The organism is Rhizobium sp. TAL182, from assembly GCF_002117725.1.
GTDB lineage: Bacteria > Pseudomonadota > Alphaproteobacteria > Rhizobiales > Rhizobiaceae > Rhizobium > Rhizobium esperanzae.
Genome location: NZ_CP021029.1, coordinates 296687 through 316040 on the forward strand (window position 1 = coordinate 296687; position 19354 = coordinate 316040).

The following is a 19354-nucleotide window of genomic DNA, read 5'->3' on the forward strand; positions in this document are numbered from 1 at the left end:
CCTGCGGCCGGTTCTGTTTTAAAAATTCGGACTGACGATGATCTACGATCCCACCAAGGCCAATCCGCTTTCCGGCAACCCGCTGAAGACACGCGACGATCTGGCCAAGGCCGTCATCGATCTCTTCAGACCGCTGCTGCCCTATTTCTCCGAAGGCGGCGCCCGTGTGCGCCTTAGCGCTACCGGCGCGATTTTCGACCGGGCGGCAGCGGATCTCGAAGGATTTGCACGCCCGCTCTGGGGCATCGTTCCGCTCGCTGCAGGCGGCGGCCACTTCCCGCATTGGAATCTCTATCGGCGCGGACTGGCGAACGGGACCAATCCTGCGCATCCCGAATATTGGGGCGATCTGGCCGACCGCAATCAGCGGCTGGTCGAGCTCGCCGCCGTCGGCTTTGCGCTGGCGCTGGTGCCCGAACACATCTGGGAACCGCTGAGCGATGGCGAGAAAAGAACCGTCGCCGCCTATCTTCTTGCCGCGCGCGAACTGGAATTCATCGACAACAACTGGAAATTCTTCCGCGTCCTGATCGATCTCGGACTGGAGCGCGTCGGTGTCGCGTTCGACATGGCGAAAACCGCCGCCTATCTCGATGAACTGGAAGCTTTCGACATCGGCGAAGGCTGGTATCGCGACGGGCCGGTGCGGCGGGTTGACCACTACATTCCCTTCGCCATGCATTTCTATGGCCTGATCTACACGGTACTGGCGCGCGGCGACGAGGCGCGAAAGAACCGGTTCCGCAATCGCGCCGAGATCTTCGCCGGGGATATCCGCCACTGGTTCGGCCCTGATGGCGCAGCACTCGCCTTCGGCCGCAGCCAGACCTACCGCTTCGCGGCCGGCGGCTTCTGGGGCGCGCTCGCCTTCGCCGGGGTGGAAGCGCTGCCTTGGGCGGAGCTCAAGGGCTATTATATGCGCCATATCCGCTGGTGGTCGGCGATGCCGATCGCCGATCGCGACGGCGTGCTCTCCATCGGCTACGGCTATCCGAACCTGCTGATGAGCGAGAGCTACAATTCGCCTGGCTCGCCCTATTGGGCGCTGAAATTCTTCCTGCCGCTCGCCCTTCCCCGGGATCATCCGTTCTGGACCGTCGAAGAGGCGCAGCAGCCGGATTTCCCCAAGCCGGTGGCGTTGAAGTCGGCCGGCATGGTCGCCATGCACACGCCGGGAAATGTGGTCGTGCTCTCTTCCGGCCAGCAGCACGACAAGATGCGCGGTGCAAACGAGAAATATTCGAAATTCGCCTATTCCACCCGCTACGCCTTCAACATCGAGGCCGACGACCGGAATTTTTCGGCCGCAAGCTTCGACTGCATGCTCGGTCTTTCCGACGACGGCGTTCATTTCCGTATGCGCGAAACCATGGAGGAGGCGCTGATCGCAGGCGACCGGCTCTATTCGCGCTGGCGTCCGTGGAACGACGTCAACATCGAAACCTGGCTACTTCCCGCCAATCCCTGGCATATCCGCATTCACCGCACCGCCACGCCGCGTTCGCTCAGCACCATCGAGGGCGGCTTTGCGATCGAACGCGCTGATTTCAACGCCGACCGATCCGAACAGGCAGAAGGCCGCGCCGTCTGGTACGGCCAGACAGACGTCAGCGCCATTGTCGACCTCTCGCTTCATCCGAGAACCGGCCATGCGATGAGCCCGATCCCGAACACCAACCTCATTCACGCCAAGACCCTGCTGCCGCAGCTGCGCGGCGAAATCGGCCCCGGAACCACCGTGCTGGTCACCGCGGCACTGGCTCTGCCTGTTCAGGAGAATTGGGCACAGGCACTGGAGCACCCGCCGGCCGGCCCGGATCTTGATGAAGTGGAGCGGCACTTCCGCGAAAACGGCGTTCGGGTGCCGGCATTCGCTCTTCTGACATAGCTTGGTGAGGCGGGCGCTGTGCGGCTACTTTCCGTACGCGTTGATGGCAGACCACCCGTCGCCAATCATGACTGCTCAGCTCGACACGATAGGCTTCAGCAATCAGCCGCGCCAGCTCCGCCATCTCATTATCGGGCATCTGCAGAACGCCATGTTCCGCCATCAACGCATGGTATTGCTGCTTCTCAAGAGGCACGCCTCCAGGCAAAGGAACGACATGAAAATGTAAGTGGCTGTTGGCCTGCTGGCTGCCGAGCGAAAGCACGTAAATTCGTTCGGCGTCGAAGACGCGTTTCAGCGCCCGAGACAAAACGTGCACCTTCTCCTGCAGTCGAAGATACTCATCTGTCGACATGTCTTGCGCCAAATCCTCCCGATGCTCCCTCGGGCAGACAAGGCAATAACCGGGCAGTGTCGGATATTTGCTCAGGAAGATAATCGTCTCATCGTCTTCGAAAATACGATGATGAAAACAAGCCGGATCATTCTCGATCAAGCCGCAGATAAAGCATGGCCTCGCCGCAGTGTCACGCACATAGGCCTTGAGATCGAAGGGTTGGCGATCGATCATTCTGAACCTCCATCTCCCAGCGGCGAGCGCACTCAACAATGCGACCAACAGCGAAGGCAGCCGCCGCTCGGAGAAGATGCCGCCTGCCTATCCGGCAGCGACACGCAACTGGTCTGGCAGCTCCGCGCCGATCGGAATCCGCAGCGTAAACGTCGTGCCGTTTCCGCGGCTGCTTGCCACTTCTATCGATCCCCCGTGAAGTTCGATGATCTGCTTGACGAGATTGAGGCCAATGCCGGTGCCGGCAATGCCCGTGGAACTTCTGGCGCGGAAATAACGCTGGAACATCTTCGGGAGGTCATCGGCGTCGATGCCGATGCCTTCGTCGCGGACGGTGATGCAAACGCTGTCCCCTTCCTGCCATCCGGTGACGTGGACGTTCGGCGAATCCGGTGCGTATTTCACGGCGTTCGAGAAGAGATTGCTGAAGACCTGGTCGAGCGCAGGATGATCTCCATAAATGGCCGGAGGAAGCCGATCGAGGTCAAGCAGAAAGCGGTGGGTGCGCCGGATGCTCTCCTGGCGGGCGCCACAGACTTCGATGATTTCGGCAATCGAGCACGGCTTATGCACGATGGTGATCCTGCCGTGGTCCAACCGCCCGGCAGCAAGGATACTTTCCATCAGTTCGAGCATGCGCGAAACCGAGCTGCGGATCTGATCGGCTTTTTCGCAAAGAAACTCCGGCGTCGCTGCTTCTTTGCGCCGAATGAGCCGTTGCGCCGCGCCGTCGATCACCGCAAGCGGGGTGCGGAACTCATGCGATGCCATCGAGACGAACTGCCGCTGCAACTCGTTGATCTGCTTTTCCTGTTCGAGCATTCGTTCGAGCTCTTCTGTCTGCCGCGCCAGTTCGACCGTGCGGGAGCGCACCATCTCTTCAAGCGTGTCACGGTGCTGCAGCAATGCCTTTTCGGCGCGCTTGGCCTCGGTGACGTCGACCACGGCCATCAGCGATGCCGCCTTGCTCTTGTAGTTCAAGCAGGTGGAATAGACGGTGACCTCGATGGCCGTTCCATCTCCCTTGAAATGCCGGGAAAAGCGGGACGAGGCAGGGTCCTCGACATCGAAAGTGACGGCCTGCGGCGGGTTGGGTTCCTGCGCCTCGATGTCGGATAGTCGCATCGTCAGGAATTGCTCCAGACGATAACCGTAGTGATCGATGGCGGCTTGGTTTACGTGGAGAAATCTCAACGTTTCATGATCGTAAACCCACATCGGCATCGGGTTACCTTCGAACAGCAGCCTGAACGACGCCTCCTGCATCTTGAGGTCGGTGATGTCGACACGTATGCCGACGCTACCGCCTTCGGAGATCTGGCGTTCTTCGATCCGAATCCAGCGATTTCCCGGTAGGCGCTGCTCGTGTTTGCTGGTGGGCTTTGCATGATGGGCCAGCCTTTCCGCCAGCCATTCCTCTTCGCGCCCGACCGCTTCCGGATATTGGCCGCGTTCGAGGCCTGCACGCAGGCGGTCTTCGAAGCGCATGCCTTTCACGAGCATATCGCCGCTTTCGGCGTAAAGCTGCTCATATCTCTGGTTCCACAGGACGAAGCGGTCTTCCTCGTCGAACAAGACGAGACCTTCCGGGACGACTTCGAAAGCCGCCAGAAGACGTGCATGCGCCGCCCGCGCCTCCTGCTCGGCGCGTTCTGCCTGAACATGCGCCTTCGCAAGGGCCTTTTCAGCCTGCCAGGCCTGCGTGATGTCCTCATGGGTCGATACCCAGCCGCCGTCCGACGTGCGCTGATGATAGCCGCGGATGATCTGGCCCGACTTGAGTTCCTTGATCCAGTCTCGGGGCGTATCGCCCCTGTTGGTCGCTTCGGCCCAGGCGAGATATTCCGAGGTCGAGGTGGCGGGAACGGCGCCGACCCCCTGTCTCAGGTTGAGGATGTCTTCGAGCGACTGTCCCGGACGGATGACGGAGGGATCAAGTCCGTAGACCTCGGCATAACGGTTGTTTGACAGCAGCAGCCGGCCTGCCTCGTCGAACAGGCAGACGCCTTGTCCCATGCTGGCAAGCGCCGTATCGAGTTGCTCGTTGCGCCGCTGCAGGCGCGCGTGGACTGCGCCGAGCTCTATATGTCGCTTAATGCGGGCGACGAGCTCCGCGGCGGAGACAAGGTTGGAAACGCAATCGACCGCACCGGCGGCAAGCCCTCCGATCCGGCTCTCCTCGTCCTGCGGCGAGGCCACGATGATGACTGGAATATCACACGTTATCGGGTTTGCCTTGAGACGCCGGCAGTCTTCGAGACCACCTCCCTCCGGCGACAGGGCGTCCAGCAGAACGAGCGCCGGCAGCGGTCGTTTGGCGGCGCAATCATGAAACGCAGCTCGGTCGAGGTGAACGCGCAGCACGATACCATGTCGCTCAAGGGCGTCGCCGACACCATGCAGGTCTGCCAACGTGCCATCCATTGCCAAGATTGTGTGCAGTTCGCCGGACACGACCGTTCCCCGTTCATCCACATGGACGCGACTATAAGTCGTACCGGTTAACAGGCCCCTCACCTCAGGTCGGCATCAGGGCGCTCCGCGTTCTATGGTTGAAGAATGGTTGCAGGCGATGCGGAAAAATATCAGGTGATGCATGAGAAAGCGCGGCAGGACATTCTTCGAGATTTCGCCGGCGCCGCCCGAACAGACCTAGTGTTCGTTCCGGATGTCGTGCAGGAGATCCAGACCGCGCTGGTATTTTTCGGTTTTCTTGCCGGCTTGTTCGGCCTGTCGGAGATTGTCTTCAAGGTCGGCCTGTTTGACTGGCAGGGCCAGCGGATTCGATGCGGCGCGTCTGACGAATTCGTCATCAGGCTCCCCGGGCCGCCGCGTCAAGGCATCCACCGCGGAGATGATCGCCGACGGGAAGCCTTCCTCCCTTAACCTGTCGAGCGTCCAGCCGCTGCCTTTTTCGGCGACATCGTGAAGATAGGCGACTGTTCGCGCATCGTCGCCCGACACGAGAAGCGCGATCCGCTGGCAATGCTCGAAGAATGGTCGACCGGTCTTGTCCACCTGCCCCTCATGCGCCTCTAAGGCGATTTGCATGGCATGGTCGAGATGCTGCATCGTGGTTACGGTCCTTCGGTCCGTCTGATTTTTCGCCGGGAAGGCTTCTCCCCCGTTGTTATCTCGATATCGGGCGTCGTCGCGCCAGCAACTTGAGCAAGGCCGGCGCGCGGCGGATCGAGATCACCGCTTTCCCCGGCCCCTTGAAGCAAGGCCGCATCATCTCTGTCGTCTTGATCGAGCATGTCTTGCAGCGTCTCGTGCTCGTCTTCGCCGGCCAGCTCGTCGCAAGCTTGCATCCAATGGCGCAGGTCCGAACCTTCAGGGCGGCCTTCGGCTTCCCAGATTTCATAGGCGCGCCGCCGTATCTGCTCGTGTTTGTCTATGGCCATGATCTTCTCCAGTTTCGACCTGACCTTCCAGCTCGCGCTTGGCTCCGGCCCGCCTGAACGATCGCGCCCTAGGCCGCCATCGCCCGGCAGCTTTCCGCGCAGCTTCGGCACGCATCCACACATTCCTGCATATCGCCCACTCCTTCGCAGTCGGCCGCGCATTCCGTGCAGATCTCGGCACATTCACGGCAGGTATGTTTGTGGTGACCCGTGCCGATCAGCATGAAATGCGCCGAGGTGCGGCAGATTTCGGCGCAAGCCATCATCAATCTGAAATGCGCGGGTTCGGTATGTTTTCCACCTGCCTCGAGGCAGTGGTTCATGGCCGTGCGAAGACAAACGCTATAGCAGCGCAGGCAATTGTCGATGCATTCCTGCATTGCCGGATTGATCTTATGCATGCTCTTCCTCCTTCGGAGCGTTCGGACACATCGTGCGACAACGAGCCGCCGGTTGTCTTTCAGGGCGTGTTGATGGTGGGAAGAAAATCCTCCACCTGCTTGCGCTCATCCTTTGAAAGCGTTTCCACCCGCTCTTTCCAGAAGCGTTCGGCCGCCGGGGGATCCTCATCCCATTGGCGAACATTGGTAATGTTGTCATCGATCTTGGACCGGCGGCGCCCACCCAGGCTCAGATACTCCTTCGCCAGTTTCAGGCTTGGGGTCTCATTGCCCCCATCGCGATCCAGCGTCGAACGGACGTTGCGCCGGGCGGCCTCCGATGCCGCCTGGCGATCGGCCTCGGCTTGCGGCGTGTCGAAGGACCGCGCGTCGTCGGTTCCACTCTCGGGTGACATGTTGGTTGGGGAAGTGGTCATGGATCACCTTTCGATGCTGTGATCCAATAACCTCCGCCGGCCGCGAGAGTTCCGCATACTGGCGACTGATTCGAGCGGGCGGTCGAGCCAGGCCGTGCTGCCGGCAATCAGTGAACGGCCATGCTCACCATGCGATAGGGGTGCACGGCCTCGAACTGCGTGATCATCGCGGTTGCCTGGAGCAAAACGCGCTCGGCATTCTCGGGATCGTCGCGGGCGAGTTCGTCGGCATTGACGCGAATTGCTTCGGCCATGTTGTTGGAGAGCACGGCGAAGTGCGTATTGCCTTCGACAAGAGCCTCACGCGCCGTATCCTCGAGCGTGCGAGCGATATCGACGAAGATCTCCTCGCGTTCCTCGATACTGAGGTCTTTGATTATATTGGTCTTCTCTTCCATGTCACTCACTCCTAAAGACGTGGGACGGTGATCGAGCTCATCGAGCCTCGATCGCCTGAGAGCTAGGAACGCCGACATCCGGATTCAAGCCATGTGCAGTTTGAACTCGCCTTCGAGACGAGGGAACGACCATCGTCATTATGCCGAACGCCGGAGCCGGCCTTCTGTTCCCGGGAGAGCTATTAGCAGTCGTCGATAGAGAGTGCTAATTTTTCTCCTGCTCCTCTTGAAATCGAAAAACGCTCGAACCAGATCATTCGCGCAAGGCACGCGACTTTGCGCTCGTCCGGACCTGGTCAATCCGGTCCGGCGAGCGCCAACACCGTCGTCATTGTTTGTCTATGGAGGAAGACATGTCGTTCCGACCGCTTCATGACCGCATTCTCGTCCGCCGCGTCGCTTCCGAGGAAAAGACCAAGGGCGGCATCATCATTCCCGACACCGCCAAGGAAAAGCCGCAGGAAGGCGAGGTCATCGCCGTCGGTCCCGGCGCCCGCAACGATGCCGGCCAGATCGAGGCGCTGGACGTCAAGGTCGGCGATCGCATCCTGTTCGGCAAGTGGTCCGGCACGGAGATCAAGATCGGCGGCGAGGACCTGCTGATCATGAAGGAAAGCGATGTGATGGGTATCATCGAAGCTCAGGGCGAGCGGAAAGAGGCCGCCTGAGTCCATCACGTCGGAAGTCAACGCTAAAGCGCGTTGCGATCTCTGAGATTCGCTTCTCGCGCTTCAGATCTTAATTTCAACGCATGTCGTTCTCGCAAAACCGCTGTACACTTGGCGACATGCGCTAGCTGCCGATGAAGGAGTGAGGACATGGCTGCTAAAGAAGTCAAATTCAGCGTCGAAGCCCGCGAAAAAATGCTGCGTGGCGTCGATATCCTGGCGAATGCCGTGAAAGTGACCCTCGGACCAAAAGGCCGTAACGTCGTCATCGACAAGTCGTTCGGCGCGCCACGCATCACCAAGGACGGCGTCTCGGTCGCCAAGGAAGTCGAGCTCGAAGACAAGTTCGAGAACATGGGCGCGCAGATGGTCCGCGAAGTCGCTTCGAAGACCAGCGACATCGCCGGCGACGGCACCACGACCGCAACCGTTCTTGCCCAGGCGATCGTCAAGGAGGGCGCCAAGGCCGTGACGTCAGGCATGAACCCGATGGACCTGAAGCGCGGCATCGACCTCGCCGTCAGCGCTATCATCGAAGAACTGAAGGCCAACGCCCGCAAGATATCCAATAATGCCGAAATTGCCCAAGTCGGAACGATCTCCGCCAACGGCGATGCCGAAATCGGCCGCTTCCTGGCGGAGGCCGTGCAAAAGGTCGGCAATGACGGTGTCATCACCGTTGAAGAAGCCAAGACCGCCGAAACCGAACTCGAAGTCGTCGAAGGCATGCAGTTCGACCGCGGCTATTTGAGCCCCTATTTCGTTACCAATGCCGACAAGATGCGGGTCGAATTCGAGGATCCCTATATCCTCATTCACGAGAAGAAGCTGTCGAACCTGCAGTCGATGCTGCCGATCCTCGAAGCCGTCGTTCAGTCCGGCAAGCCGCTCCTCATTATCGCTGAAGACGTCGAAGGCGAAGCGCTGGCAACACTCGTCGTCAACAAGCTGCGCGGCGGCCTCAAGATCGCTGCCGTCAAGGCCCCTGGCTTCGGCGACCGCCGCAAGGCCATGTTGGAAGACATCGCCATCCTCACCGCCGGCACCGTCATCTCCGAAGATCTTGGCATCAAGCTTGAGAATGTGACGCTCAATATGCTCGGCCGGGCAAAGAAGATCACGGTCGAGAAGGAAAACACCACCATCATCGACGGCGTCGGTTCGAAGGAGGAGATTTCGGGCCGCATCGCCCAGATCAAGGCCCAGATCGAAGAGACCACCTCCGACTACGATCGCGAGAAGCTGCAGGAACGTCTTGCCAAGCTCGCCGGCGGTGTAGCCGTCATCCGCGTCGGCGGCTCGACGGAGGTCGAGGTGAAGGAGAAGAAGGATCGCGTCGACGACGCGCTGCATGCAACAAGGGCGGCGGTCGAGGAAGGCATCCTGCCCGGTGGCGGCGTGGCGCTGCTGCGCGCGGTCAAGGCGCTCGACAATATCAAGACCGCCAATGACGACCAGCGGGTCGGCGTCGAAATCGTCCGCCGTGCGCTCGAGGCCCCGGCTCGCCAGATCGCCGAAAACGCCGGCGCCGAAGGCTCGGTCGTCGTCGGCAAGCTGCGCGAGAAGAGCGAATTTTCCTATGGCTGGAACGCTCAGACCGGCGAATTCGGCGATCTCTACGCGCAGGGCGTCATCGATCCGGCCAAGGTCGTTCGCACCGCGCTGCAGGACGCATCCTCCATCGCCGGTCTGCTGGTGACGACGGAAGCGATGATCGCCGAGAAGCCGAAGAAGGATGCTCCTCCGGCCATGCCGGCCGGCGCCGGTATGGACTTTTAAGACAGGGTCGTAGGCTCGCCTGGGCACCCCGGGCGGGCCTTTTCCGAGGGAATGAAGATGGTTCAAACGATCCTAAACCGATCGCAGGTGCCGCTGGACTCCCGCGATCTCGAAACCTGCCAACACGTCTTCGACAAGCTCAGCGCCGATTACGCAGTGGCAAGAGACAGCGACGAAGCCGAACGAATGGCGAGCATCATCATCGAGCTCTACCGACAGGGCGTGCGCGATCCCAATCATCTGCAGTCGATGGTCCAGGCGGCCCGCGGCCTGTTTGACACGGACGGAGGCCCACCGATTGCTCAGTGACGGCGCCGGCACGAAATCGATGACGAGCGCGTCCCGCATCCGTTTCAGATCATAGCCGAGATCATATCGGAAGGGCTGACGACGAAGGCATGTCGCCCTCGGCGGCCGTGATGGGCCAGCGGCAATCCGAGCCACTCCGCACGTTTCACGCCACGGCAGCGATCGTGTCGCCGTCGTTCGGCAGCAGCCGCGCCACGGCGCTCAAAAGGTCGGTCTGCGATATCAGGCCGAGGATCCGGTGGTCGTCGTCGACAATGATGACGGCATGGGTGCGCCCGTCCGTCAGAACAGGCAGCAGCGACAGGGCAGCATCTGAAGCTCTCGCCACTGCCGGTTTGGAGATCGCGTGGGCAATTGTATCGCCGCCCCCAAACAATTCACGCAAGCCGACAGTGCCGACCAGGCGGCCTTCCGGATCCTTCACCGGCAGGGTGCGGATATTATGCTTCAAAAGAAGATGTCGCGCGGCGTCCGGCTCGGAGGTCTCGCCGATGGCGATCACGTCACGCGACATGATATCGGCGCAGCTGATCTTGTCGTTTGATCGGATGGCTGCCTGCAGTTCGACCTGCTGCAGCAATCTTCCGAGGTCTGCCCGATCGATATCAAAGGTTTCGTCGAGCGCCTCGAGGGCGGCATCGACATCCTCCTCGCGAAAGCCCACCCGCGCGGCGGATGGCGGATCGATCGTCTGGTGGGTGTTCTCCGCCGGCTTCGGAACGACGTGTGGATAGTTCCGTCTGGAAAGCTTGTGGAACAGCAGCCCGAGCCCGACGAGAATGCAGGAGTTCAAAGCGACCGGCACGAAGGGAAAGAGGAACCCCCAACCGGCGACGACAGGACCGCCGAGCACCGCGGTCAGTGCCGCAGCCCCTCCCGGCGGGTGAAGGCATCGCGTGAACGACATTGCGCCGATGGCCAGCGAAACGCCGACGCCCGTGGCGATGATCGGATCACGAATGAAATAGGCGGCAATGATGCCCATCAGGGCGGAAATTGTGTTGCCGCCGATGATCGCCCACGGCTGCGCCAGCGGACTTGCCGGCACCGCGAAAAGCAGCACCGCCGATGCCCCCATCGGCGCGACGATCAGCGGAAGATGCGGCCCCTGGCCGAACAGATAGCCGCTGATGACACCGGTGAGACCGATGCCCAGCAACGCGCCGAAACAGGCGATCAATCGTTCTCTTAACGTCGCGCCGGCCAGGATCGGCGAAAACAGGCGAAAGCGGCCGATACGGCTCGGCCCCACTTTCGGTGAAACGGGAAACTGCATGCGAAGACCAATGATGAGGATAATCTGAGGGGTGAAGGAGGAGAGGCAGGAGCTAGTTCGCCGCTAGCCTGACATCTCTGCCTTTGGTTGCGCCAAGCACCTCATGGAAGGCACTGAAGGCGCTGGGGCAATCGTCCTTGCGGTAAACCAGCAGCGTTTCGACCGGCCCGAGCTGATGGGTCTGAACGGCAGTCGGCCAGTGCATGAGATCGAGAACGGACCTTGGCATCACGCCCGCCGTATTCCCGGTCGCAACGCTCGCCAGGATCGCATGGTAGGAGCCGAGCTCGCTCGTCGGCAGGTCCCTCGATTTTCGCGCCCAGTTTTCGGCAATCCGGCGATAGGTGCAGCCAGGTTCCAAAGCTGCCAGGGATCCGACACGCAGGTCGGCCGCGGATTTGATGGCGGGATGGCCGGATGGCAGCACGATCAACAATTCTTCGACGAAGACCGTCTCCATCTCCAGCGCCTTGAGTACGGCATCGAAATCCAGATCCTCCTCGCGCATCGTCTTTGGTGGGCGGGCAATCAGCGCGCAATCCAGCGCATCGGCCAGAACGTCGCGGGCGAGATCGCGAGACGCGCCCATCGTCAGATGCAGCGACACATCGGGCCACATCTGGTTGAATTGCGTCAACGCCGCCGGCAGCCGGCTTGCCGCCGTGCTCTCCATCGTGCCGACCCGCAATGTTCCCGATGGAGCGAGAGGCCGCACGGCCTGACGCGCTTCGAGCGCCAGCGCCACAAGTCGGTTGGCATAGACGAGAAAGGTTTCGCCCTCCCGTGTCAGCGTCATCTTCTTGCCGTCACGGCTGAACAGGCAAGTGCCAAGGTCCTCCTCCAGTTGCTGGATGCGCGTCGTCACGTTCGACGGCACCCGCCCGACTGCCTTTGCGGCCTTGGTAACGCTACGATCGCTGGCAACGGCGAGGAATATCTCGATTGACGAAAGGTCCAATGAAAAATCTCTTTTCCGGAATTAAAGCGAGTCATTGTTCTCTATATAAAAATCATCACCCGAGCTCAAGCGGGTTTAGACATAGGCGAAAAACCGGAATCAGGGCCGTGCGTGAAGGCTCCCGGGCTCGACCTTCTCATTAAAAATGTCGGCGCCATCCGCAGGCCAGACAGCCAAGTGATTGCCGAAAAAAAGATCGAGACGCCACCGAAATAGCCACGCAAACCGCTGCATCGTCCCGGCGACCGGGCGTTTTGCGGCTGGCATGGGGATTGCGTCTCTATGCTGATCTGTAGAGCGACCGGCGCCGACCATATGCTGCACCTAGTCTTGACCTGCCTTCTTCTGAGCGTCGCTTCAGGCCTCAGCATGCGGCGTTTTCTTCTGCCGTATTTTTCCGGCGGCGATCTCGCCGAGAAATCCGCTCCAGTGACGGTCGTCGCAAGCGCCGTCTTTCTGGCGGCAGTCGCCTTCACCATCTCCGACCAAAATCTCTGGGCCAAATCCGTCGTGCTGATGCTCTGCCTTATGCTGGCGGCAATGTTCGACGACGCCCGACCCAGGCTGACCATCGCCCTTTCTGCCGTTAGCCTGGCCGCCTATCTCGCGCTACGTTCGATTGGCTGAGTATCCGGCCGTCTTGTCCGCGCAAGCGGCGGTGAGACAATTGGCTGAGCAACTTCGCGCGGCGCCAAAAACGATCTTCGCGACAGAATAATTTCGTAATATAGTTCTCTCCTGCTGAATATTTTTCGAAGCGGATCGCTTCAAGAATGGGGAGAGGGGCGATGAATATCGATCGGCGAGAGAGGATCTGGTCGGAGTGGTATGCCTGGCATCCTGTCCTGCCGATCGATGACACGGTGTTCTGGCTCGAGACCGTATACCGGCGGGAAACGGCGGAAGGCCTGTGGCAATATCGTTCCTTCCGACCCGAAGCCGAACGTATCAAGGCTTCGGCCGCCATGCCCATTTATCCCGGCGCCTAATTCCCGTCAGCCGAGCGCCTGGCTGACGAGCGCATAGGTTTTCGGCCGATGCCCGACCTGACCTCCCGGACTTGGAAGCCAAGGGTCGCCCAGCGACATGGTTGTCACGAAGTCAAAGACAGCAAGGCCACAGCGGGAGAGAAAATCGGCAAATATCCCGACTTTCTCGCGCGTATCGAGGCGCAGGAATGACCCCGCATGCTCAAGCGCATGCGGATGGACGACCGCAATTGCGTCTGCGTCACTGACCGCCACCACCGGGCCGACGACATGTCCGCGCCCGAACCTTCGGCAAAGCGAGAAGGCCTCGATCCGGCCGCCGCGGACCAGCAGGACACCCTTCGAATTTGTCATGAGCCGAGCCAGAAGTGGCGTGCGGTCCGTGCCGAAGGCCACGCGATCCAGTTCCGCGATCGCCTCCAGATCTTCAGCTTCCACGGGCCGTATTGCAGCACCGGCCGGCAACTCCACATCCGGTGGCGCTATCGCTTCGCCCTGGCATTGAAAGACAGGCGCCTCACGAACAAAATTCAAGGACAGATAAAGGCGTCGCGCCGCCCGCGTCGCGTTCAGCCCAAGATTTCGTCCGGCGACCTGGTCGAGCGCGTGGCCCATCAACCACTGCCCGGCGCCATTGGCCTGCAGGCGCGGCGAGGTGATGACCATACCGATTGTGGCGAACCGGTCATCATAGGGAAACCACATCGCGGAGCCGAGGATGCGCCCGATTTCATCGATGGCCGCAATGCCCTGGCCGAATTCGCGCAGGAATTGCCAGTCTTCACGGCGATGCGGCCAAGCGACGGACATCGAAAGCGTATGCAGTTTGTCGAGGTCGACACTGTCGATCCCGGTTATGCGCGTCTCGAAACTATCGACCAACCTGGATTCGGATGTCAGTGCACTCACTCCCGCCCTCCTGCGGTGTTGTCCGGCCACCCCATAGGGAAAGCTGCGCCCGGAAGTTCCTTCGTCGAGATTAGGACGGATCGCGCGATACAATTCACTGGCGAAGCCCGTGCAAACACAACAATCGTCCAAATCCGATGCAGTTTCGGCAAATAAAGCCTGGGCGGGTCCCTACAGTCATTGACCAGATCCCGACCGCCGCCCGTGCCGTTGACCGCGAGTGGGCCGGTGCAATTCTATATCCCGCGATGCGAGGAAGCTCATGCAGGCAATTGAAATCCTCGAAAGGTTGGTCGGCTTTCCCTCGGTCGTCGGCACGCCGAACGGTGAGATCGTTGGGTGGATCAGGCATTACCTGCAAAGGCACGGTATTGTCGCCACGGAGATTGCCGGCCCCGAGGGCGACCGGTCGAACCTCTTTGTAACGATCGGTCCAAGGGAGACGCCGGGCTACATCCTCTCCGGCCATATGGACGTCGTTCCTGCCACGGAAGGCGGGTGGAGCAGCGATCCGTTCCGTCTCCGCGCCGAAACGGACCGCCTCTACGGTCGCGGAACCACGGACATGAAGGGCTTTCTCGCCGTCGTGCTTGCCGCCGTCCCGGCACTCGCGGCGGCACAACTCCGCCGACCCATCCACTTCGCTTTTTCCTACGATGAGGAGGCAGGCTGCCGCGGGGTCCCGCACATGATCGCCCGCCTGCCTGAGCTCTGTGAACCTCCGCTCGGCGCGATTATCGGCGAGCCGAGCGGCATGCGGGCGATCCGCGCCCACAAGGGCAAGGCGGCCGCCCGGCTGACGGTCAGAGGCCGATCCGGCCATTCCTCGCGCCCCGACCAGGGACTAAATGCAATCCATGCCATGACCGAGGTCTTGGCTTGCGCCAGCGCCGAAGCCGAACGGCTGGCGCAGGGTCCGTTCGATCCTGGGTTCGAACCGCCCTATTCCTCGCTCCAGGTCGGCACGCTAAAGGGCGGCCAGGCGGTCAACATTATTCCCGAGAGCTGCGAGGCCGAGTTCGAGGCCAGGGCGATTTCCGGAATCGACCCGGCCACGCTGCTGGCGCCGCTGCGAACGATGGCCGACGCGCTGCCGCAACGTGGCTTTCAGTCGGAATGGCGCGAACTTAGCGCCTATCCGGCGCTGTCGCTTACCGCCGATGCGCCACTTGCGCACTTGCTTGAAGAACTCACAGGTATCGAGCCGCTCGCCGCCGTCAGCTACGGCACCGAGGCCGGCCTTTTCCAGCGCGCCGGCATCGATGCGATCATCTGCGGCCCAGGCGATATCGCCCGTGCTCACCGACCGGACGAATTCATCCTCGCGAGCGAACTCCTGGCCTGCCAGGGCATGATCGAGGCACTCGCCCGACGTTGCACCGCCTGACGATCAAGGAGCGTTGCCATGACCTTTCTCTTCAATTCCGATGCGAAGCGCGGCGCCATATTCGCCGAGGCCTTCGCGCGCGAACTGCCCGACATAGCCTTCGCCATGGATCCGGCATCGGTCGAACCGGAGGCTGTGCGTTACCTCATCACCTGGACCGTGCCGGATGATCTCGCCCGTTACGATAATCTTGAAATCCTGTTTTCGATCGGCGCCGGCATCGATCAGTTTCGCATCGATGCCGTGCCTGCGCAGGTCAAGGTGGTGCGCATGGTCGAAGACGGCATCGTCAGAATGATGCAGGAATATGTGACGCTCGCTGTGCTCGCTCTCCATCGCGATCTGCCGGCCTATCTCGGCCAGCAGCGCCGCGGGATCTGGCAGCCGCTCGCACCCGTTCAGGCCGCAAAACGCCGCATCGGCGTGCTCGGGCTTGGCATGCTGGGAAGCGCGGTGCTTGAGAGTTTGCGCCCCTTCGGTTTTACGCTGTCCGGCTGGAGCCGCACTCCGCGTGCGATCGACGGCGTCCGGTGCCTCAGTGGCGGCGAGGGACTCGGTACCCTGCTTGCCACCACCGATATTCTCGTCTGCATGCTGCCGCTGACCGAGGAGACGCGCGGCTTCCTGAATGCCGAGCTCTTTGCCAGGCTTCCCGCTGGGGCCGCACTCGTTCATGTCGGTCGCGGCGCTCAACTCGATCATCAGGCGCTCGTCGGTGCGCTCGACGCCGGCCATCTCTCCGGCGCTGTCGTCGATGTCACCGATCCCGAGCCGCTGCCATCGGGCCACGCCTTCTGGAATCATCCGAAAATCCTGCTGACGCCGCATATTGCCAGCGTCACCCAAGCCGAAACCGCTGCGGCCGTGGTGATCGGCAACATCAAACGGCACCGGGCGGGCCTCGACCCGATCGGACTGGTCGATCGCAGCCGCGGCTACTGATCCTCTCTCCCACCATCTGCACCTCGAAAGGAAAACCATGTCCCTGCTCAAGACGATCGATACCAACCCATCCCATCCGCCGCGCGAGTCCGGCCCCCTGCCCGAGCGTCTGATCGCGGGTAATCCCATCTTCAAGACCTGGGCGCAGGACGTCGCTCGCGCAGAGACGGTCCATACCGGCGTATGGGAGGCAACGCCCGGTGAGACGCGTTCGATCAAGGGTGAGACGTTCGAGTTCTGCCATATTCTGTCCGGGCTGGTCGAGCTCACACCGGACGGCGGAGAACCGGTGGTCTACGGGGCCGGCGACAGTTTCGTTATGAAGCCCGGCTTCGTCGGCGTCTGGAAGACGATCGAGACGGTTCGCAAGATCTACGTGACCGTGACGTGACGGCGAGCGGCCCGGCGCGATCACCGGCCGTAGATTTGACTGGCGGCGGCGCGGAAAACGCAATTTTCATCCGCTGCAGCAATTCCGGTCGATGCATGCTGCTCGGTTTCCCAAGCTAGGCTTAAACAAGCTCATGCCGAGGACACGCAATGACACTCAGCTTCGATCCAAACTCGATTTCCCTGCCCATGGGACATTTCATCGGCGGCCGGCTGGTTCCGGCCGAAGCCGTCATCGATATGCATCGGCCGTCCGACGGCAAGCCCTATGCCGGCTGTCCGCTTGCCGATGCAGCTCTTGTCGATCAGGCCGTGGAGACGGCAAGGGGGGCGTTAGATAGAAGCAATTGGGGTGGTGTGCGGCCGCGCGATCGCACCAAGGCGCTGCAGCGCTGGGCGGACCTGATCGAAGCCGAGGCGGAGACCCTCGCCAAGCTCGAAGCGCTTTCCTCGACCCGCCCCGTCGGCCATCTCGTCGTCGGCGATATCGCCGTCACCGCCGAGCAGATTCGCTTCTTTGCCGAATTCGCCGACAAGGAAGGCGGCGATCTCGTCCCGACCAACGACGCGAATTTCGGCATGATCGTGACGGAACCCTATGGCGTCGTCGGCGCCATCACGCCCTGGAATTTTCCCCTGTCGATGGCAGGCTGGAAGCTTGCCCCGGCGCTGGCGGCGGGCAATGCCGTGGTGCTGAAGCCATCGGAGATGACGCCGTTCTCGACACTCTATCTCGCCGAGCTTTCGGTGCGGGCCGGCCTGCCCGCCGGCCTCGTCAATGTCGTCCTTGGCGACGGTCCGATCACCGGAACCGCCATCACCGGGCATCCCGGGATTTCCAAAGTGAGCTTCACCGGCTCGACCACGGCCGGTGCAGCCATCATGGCCAATATTGCCCGCACCGGCGTGAAGCCCATGACGTTGGAGCTCGGTGGCAAGAGCCCTCAGCTGGTCTTCGCGGATGCCGATCTCGACCTTGCGGCAGGCGCCATCGCCACCAGCATTTTGTCCAACGCCGGCCAGGCCTGCATATGCGGATCCCGCCTCATCGTCGAGGCGAAGGTGGCGGACGCGCTCGTAGCGGCCCTCGTCGCCAGACTGGCGGCAGTCCGACCGGGGCCGACCTGGGAGGAAACGACCGATTATTCGCCCGTTATCTCCGAACGCCAAATCGCCCGCATGGATGGCATCATCCGCGCCGCCATCGACGGCGGGGCCGAATGTCTTACGGGTGGCGGCCGGCTCGATCGTGAGGGCTATTTTTACGCGCCGACGCTGATTTCGGGCGTGACGGCAACATCGCCCGCGGTTCTCGAGGAAATCTTCGGACCGGTCCTGACCATCCAGACCTTCGAGGATGAGGAGGAGGCGCTAAGCCTCGCCGATCACCCATCCTATGGCCTGGCCGCGGGCCTCTTCACCCGCGATCTCTCGCGCGCGATCCGCCTCACCCGTCGCCTGCAGGCCGGCACCGTCTGGGTTAACCGTTACGGCCGATCGCGCGACCATATCCTGCCGACCGGCGGCTACAAGCAATCCGGCATCGGCAAGGATCTCGGCCGCGAAGCCTATCATGCCAACCGCAAGAGCAAGAGCGTGCTCATCAGCCTTTAAAGGAGCTGCGATGAAGACCTACAAAATCGCCCTTCTGCCCGGAGACGGCATCGGCCGCGACGTGACCGACGCTGCCTGGTCCGTGCTCGAAAAAACAGCCGGATCAGGCGGACTTTCTCTTGAGGCAACCCGCCTTCCCTGGTCCTGCGACTACTATCTCGAAAATGGCAGCATGATGCCTGCCGACGGGATCGAAACGCTGCGGTCTTTCGATGCCATTCTGCTCGGCGCCGTCGGATGGCCCCGAAAAGTGCCGGATTCCGTATCGCTGCACGGCCTCCTGCTGCCGATCCGCAAGGCTTTCGTGCAATATGCCAATATCCGCCCGCACCGTCTGCTTCCAGGCGTGCAGGGACCGCTGCGGTCTGACGATTTCGACATTCTCTGCATTCGTGAAAACACCGAGGGCGAATATTCCGGCGCCGGCGGCCGCGTCCATCAGGGCACGGACAACGAAGTGGCGATCGAAACCGCGATATTCACCCGCAAGGGGGTCGAACGCATCCTGCGTTTCGGTTTCGAGCAAGCACGGGCGCGGCGCGGCAAACTCGCCTCGGTGACGAAGTCCAACGCGCAGAAATATTCGATGGTCTTCTGGGACGAGATTACCCGCAAGCTCTCGGCGGAATATCCCGATGTCGAGGTGACCAGCTATCATATCGACGCCATGGCCGCCCGCATGGTGATGGCGCCCGAAAGCCTCGATGTCGTGGTCGCCTCCAACCTGTTCGGCGACATCCTGACCGACCTTGGCGCCGCCATCCAGGGCGGGCTCGGCTTTGCGGCATCCGCCAACATCAATCCTGACCGCTCGGCGCCGTCCATGTTCGAACCGGTCCACGGCTCCGCGCCCGATATCGCTCATCTGGGAATTGCCAATCCGATCGCCGCCATCTGGTCGGGCGCAATGATGCTGGAGCATCTCGGAGAAGCGGTTGCCGCCGGAAGGATAATGGCCGCGATCGAAACGACGACCGCGCGCGGCATCGGCGCCACTCCCGGCAAGGACAAGACGGAGGCGATCACGGCATCGGTGCTTTCGGCACTCGATTAGA

At 61.5% G+C, this 19354-nt stretch carries 20 protein-coding genes and 1 pseudogene; 11 read left to right on the plus strand and 10 right to left on the minus strand.

What is annotated here, in order from left to right; translation table 11 throughout:
* Window positions 1-37 precede the first annotated feature (37 nt).
* Entirely contained in the window at window positions 38-1888 is a 1851-nt protein-coding gene (locus Tal182_RS30465; RefSeq protein ID WP_085861944.1) for a DUF2264 domain-containing protein, read from the plus strand.
* A 70-nt stretch (window positions 1889-1958) separates the two neighbouring features.
* Here Tal182_RS30465 and Tal182_RS30470 read toward each other — a convergent pair.
* The 7 genes and pseudogenes from Tal182_RS30470 to Tal182_RS30500 form a co-directional block, all read right to left on the minus strand.
* A pseudogene (locus Tal182_RS30470) lies at window positions 1959-2459 on the minus strand (HIT family protein); the annotation flags it as partial.
* 87 nt (window positions 2460-2546) lie between these two features.
* Window positions 2547-4883 carry a PAS-domain containing protein gene (locus tag Tal182_RS30475; protein ID WP_085861945.1) on the minus strand — a complete coding sequence of 779 codons (2337 nt, stop codon included), beginning with the start codon at window positions 4881-4883 and terminating at the stop codon, window positions 2547-2549.
* A 228-nt stretch (window positions 4884-5111) separates the two neighbouring features.
* Complete coding sequence (locus Tal182_RS30480) at window positions 5112-5531, minus strand: HD domain-containing protein (RefSeq protein ID WP_085861946.1); 420 nt, start codon at window positions 5529-5531, stop codon at window positions 5112-5114.
* A 5-nt stretch (window positions 5532-5536) separates the two neighbouring features.
* Window positions 5537-5863 (minus strand): DUF2934 domain-containing protein, encoded by a 327-nt coding sequence (locus Tal182_RS30485; RefSeq protein ID WP_085862128.1) that lies wholly within the window; start codon window positions 5861-5863, stop codon window positions 5537-5539.
* Between the two features lie 68 nt (window positions 5864-5931).
* Complete coding sequence (locus Tal182_RS30490) at window positions 5932-6264, minus strand: four-helix bundle copper-binding protein (protein WP_085861947.1); 333 nt, start codon at window positions 6262-6264, stop codon at window positions 5932-5934.
* 59 nt (window positions 6265-6323) lie between these two features.
* The gene (locus Tal182_RS30495; RefSeq protein WP_064807664.1) at window positions 6324-6680 is read right to left on the minus strand and encodes a hypothetical protein; all 357 of its coding nucleotides are present in this window, start codon (window positions 6678-6680) and stop codon (window positions 6324-6326) included.
* A gap of 107 nt (window positions 6681-6787) precedes the next feature.
* Entirely contained in the window at window positions 6788-7078 is a 291-nt protein-coding gene (locus Tal182_RS30500; protein ID WP_064807666.1) for a hypothetical protein, read from the minus strand.
* Window positions 7079-7431: 353 nt separating this feature from the next.
* Here Tal182_RS30500 and Tal182_RS30505 point away from each other — a divergent pair, with 353 nt between their 5' ends.
* From Tal182_RS30505 to Tal182_RS30515, 3 genes are all read left to right on the plus strand, one after another.
* On the plus strand, window positions 7432-7746 hold the full coding sequence (locus tag Tal182_RS30505) for a co-chaperone GroES (protein ID WP_064812751.1): 315 nt from the start codon (window positions 7432-7434) through the stop codon (window positions 7744-7746).
* A gap of 150 nt (window positions 7747-7896) precedes the next feature.
* On the plus strand, window positions 7897-9525 hold the full coding sequence (gene groL / locus Tal182_RS30510; RefSeq protein WP_085861948.1) for a chaperonin GroEL: 1629 nt from the start codon (window positions 7897-7899) through the stop codon (window positions 9523-9525).
* Between the two features lie 57 nt (window positions 9526-9582).
* A complete protein-coding gene (locus tag Tal182_RS30515) occupies window positions 9583-9834 on the plus strand; it encodes a hypothetical protein (protein WP_085861949.1) in 252 nt (83 codons plus the stop codon).
* A 145-nt stretch (window positions 9835-9979) separates the two neighbouring features.
* Here Tal182_RS30515 and Tal182_RS30520 read toward each other — a convergent pair whose 3' ends face one another.
* Together Tal182_RS30520 and Tal182_RS30525 are read right to left on the minus strand one after the other, a co-directional pair.
* Window positions 9980-11110, minus strand: coding sequence for an HPP family protein (locus tag Tal182_RS30520; protein WP_085861950.1), 1131 nt, complete (start codon window positions 11108-11110; stop codon window positions 9980-9982).
* Between the two features lie 52 nt (window positions 11111-11162).
* Entirely contained in the window at window positions 11163-12068 is a 906-nt protein-coding gene (locus Tal182_RS30525; protein ID WP_085861951.1) for a LysR family transcriptional regulator, read from the minus strand.
* 315 nt (window positions 12069-12383) lie between these two features.
* Between Tal182_RS30525 and Tal182_RS30530 the strand changes: the two genes are divergently transcribed.
* Both Tal182_RS30530 and Tal182_RS30535 read left to right on the plus strand, forming a co-directional pair.
* The gene (locus Tal182_RS30530; protein ID WP_085862129.1) at window positions 12384-12695 is read left to right on the plus strand and encodes a hypothetical protein; all 312 of its coding nucleotides are present in this window, start codon (window positions 12384-12386) and stop codon (window positions 12693-12695) included.
* A 161-nt stretch (window positions 12696-12856) separates the two neighbouring features.
* Window positions 12857-13057 carry a hypothetical protein gene (locus tag Tal182_RS30535; protein WP_085861952.1) on the plus strand — a complete coding sequence of 67 codons (201 nt, stop codon included), beginning with the start codon at window positions 12857-12859 and terminating at the stop codon, window positions 13055-13057.
* Window positions 13058-13063: 6 nt separating this feature from the next.
* Here the strand turns inward: Tal182_RS30535 and Tal182_RS30540 are convergent, their stop codons facing one another.
* The gene (locus tag Tal182_RS30540; RefSeq protein WP_064812759.1) at window positions 13064-13966 is read right to left on the minus strand and encodes a GNAT family N-acetyltransferase; all 903 of its coding nucleotides are present in this window, start codon (window positions 13964-13966) and stop codon (window positions 13064-13066) included.
* A gap of 262 nt (window positions 13967-14228) precedes the next feature.
* Between Tal182_RS30540 and argE the strand changes: the two genes are divergently transcribed.
* The 5 genes from argE to Tal182_RS30565 all read left to right on the plus strand — a co-directional run bounded on the left by argE (window position 14229) and on the right by Tal182_RS30565 (window position 19353).
* The gene (gene argE, locus Tal182_RS30545) at window positions 14229-15353 is read left to right on the plus strand and encodes an acetylornithine deacetylase (protein WP_085861953.1); all 1125 of its coding nucleotides are present in this window, start codon (window positions 14229-14231) and stop codon (window positions 15351-15353) included.
* Between the two features lie 18 nt (window positions 15354-15371).
* On the plus strand, window positions 15372-16295 hold the full coding sequence (locus Tal182_RS30550) for a glyoxylate/hydroxypyruvate reductase A (RefSeq protein WP_085861954.1): 924 nt from the start codon (window positions 15372-15374) through the stop codon (window positions 16293-16295).
* A gap of 37 nt (window positions 16296-16332) precedes the next feature.
* Window positions 16333-16686 (plus strand): cupin domain-containing protein, encoded by a 354-nt coding sequence (locus Tal182_RS30555; protein ID WP_085861955.1) that lies wholly within the window; start codon window positions 16333-16335, stop codon window positions 16684-16686.
* 149 nt (window positions 16687-16835) lie between these two features.
* The gene (locus tag Tal182_RS30560) at window positions 16836-18299 is read left to right on the plus strand and encodes an aldehyde dehydrogenase family protein (RefSeq protein ID WP_085861956.1); all 1464 of its coding nucleotides are present in this window, start codon (window positions 16836-16838) and stop codon (window positions 18297-18299) included.
* A gap of 10 nt (window positions 18300-18309) precedes the next feature.
* The gene (locus tag Tal182_RS30565; RefSeq protein WP_085861957.1) at window positions 18310-19353 is read left to right on the plus strand and encodes a tartrate dehydrogenase; all 1044 of its coding nucleotides are present in this window, start codon (window positions 18310-18312) and stop codon (window positions 19351-19353) included.
* Window position 19354: the final 1 nt, after the last annotated feature.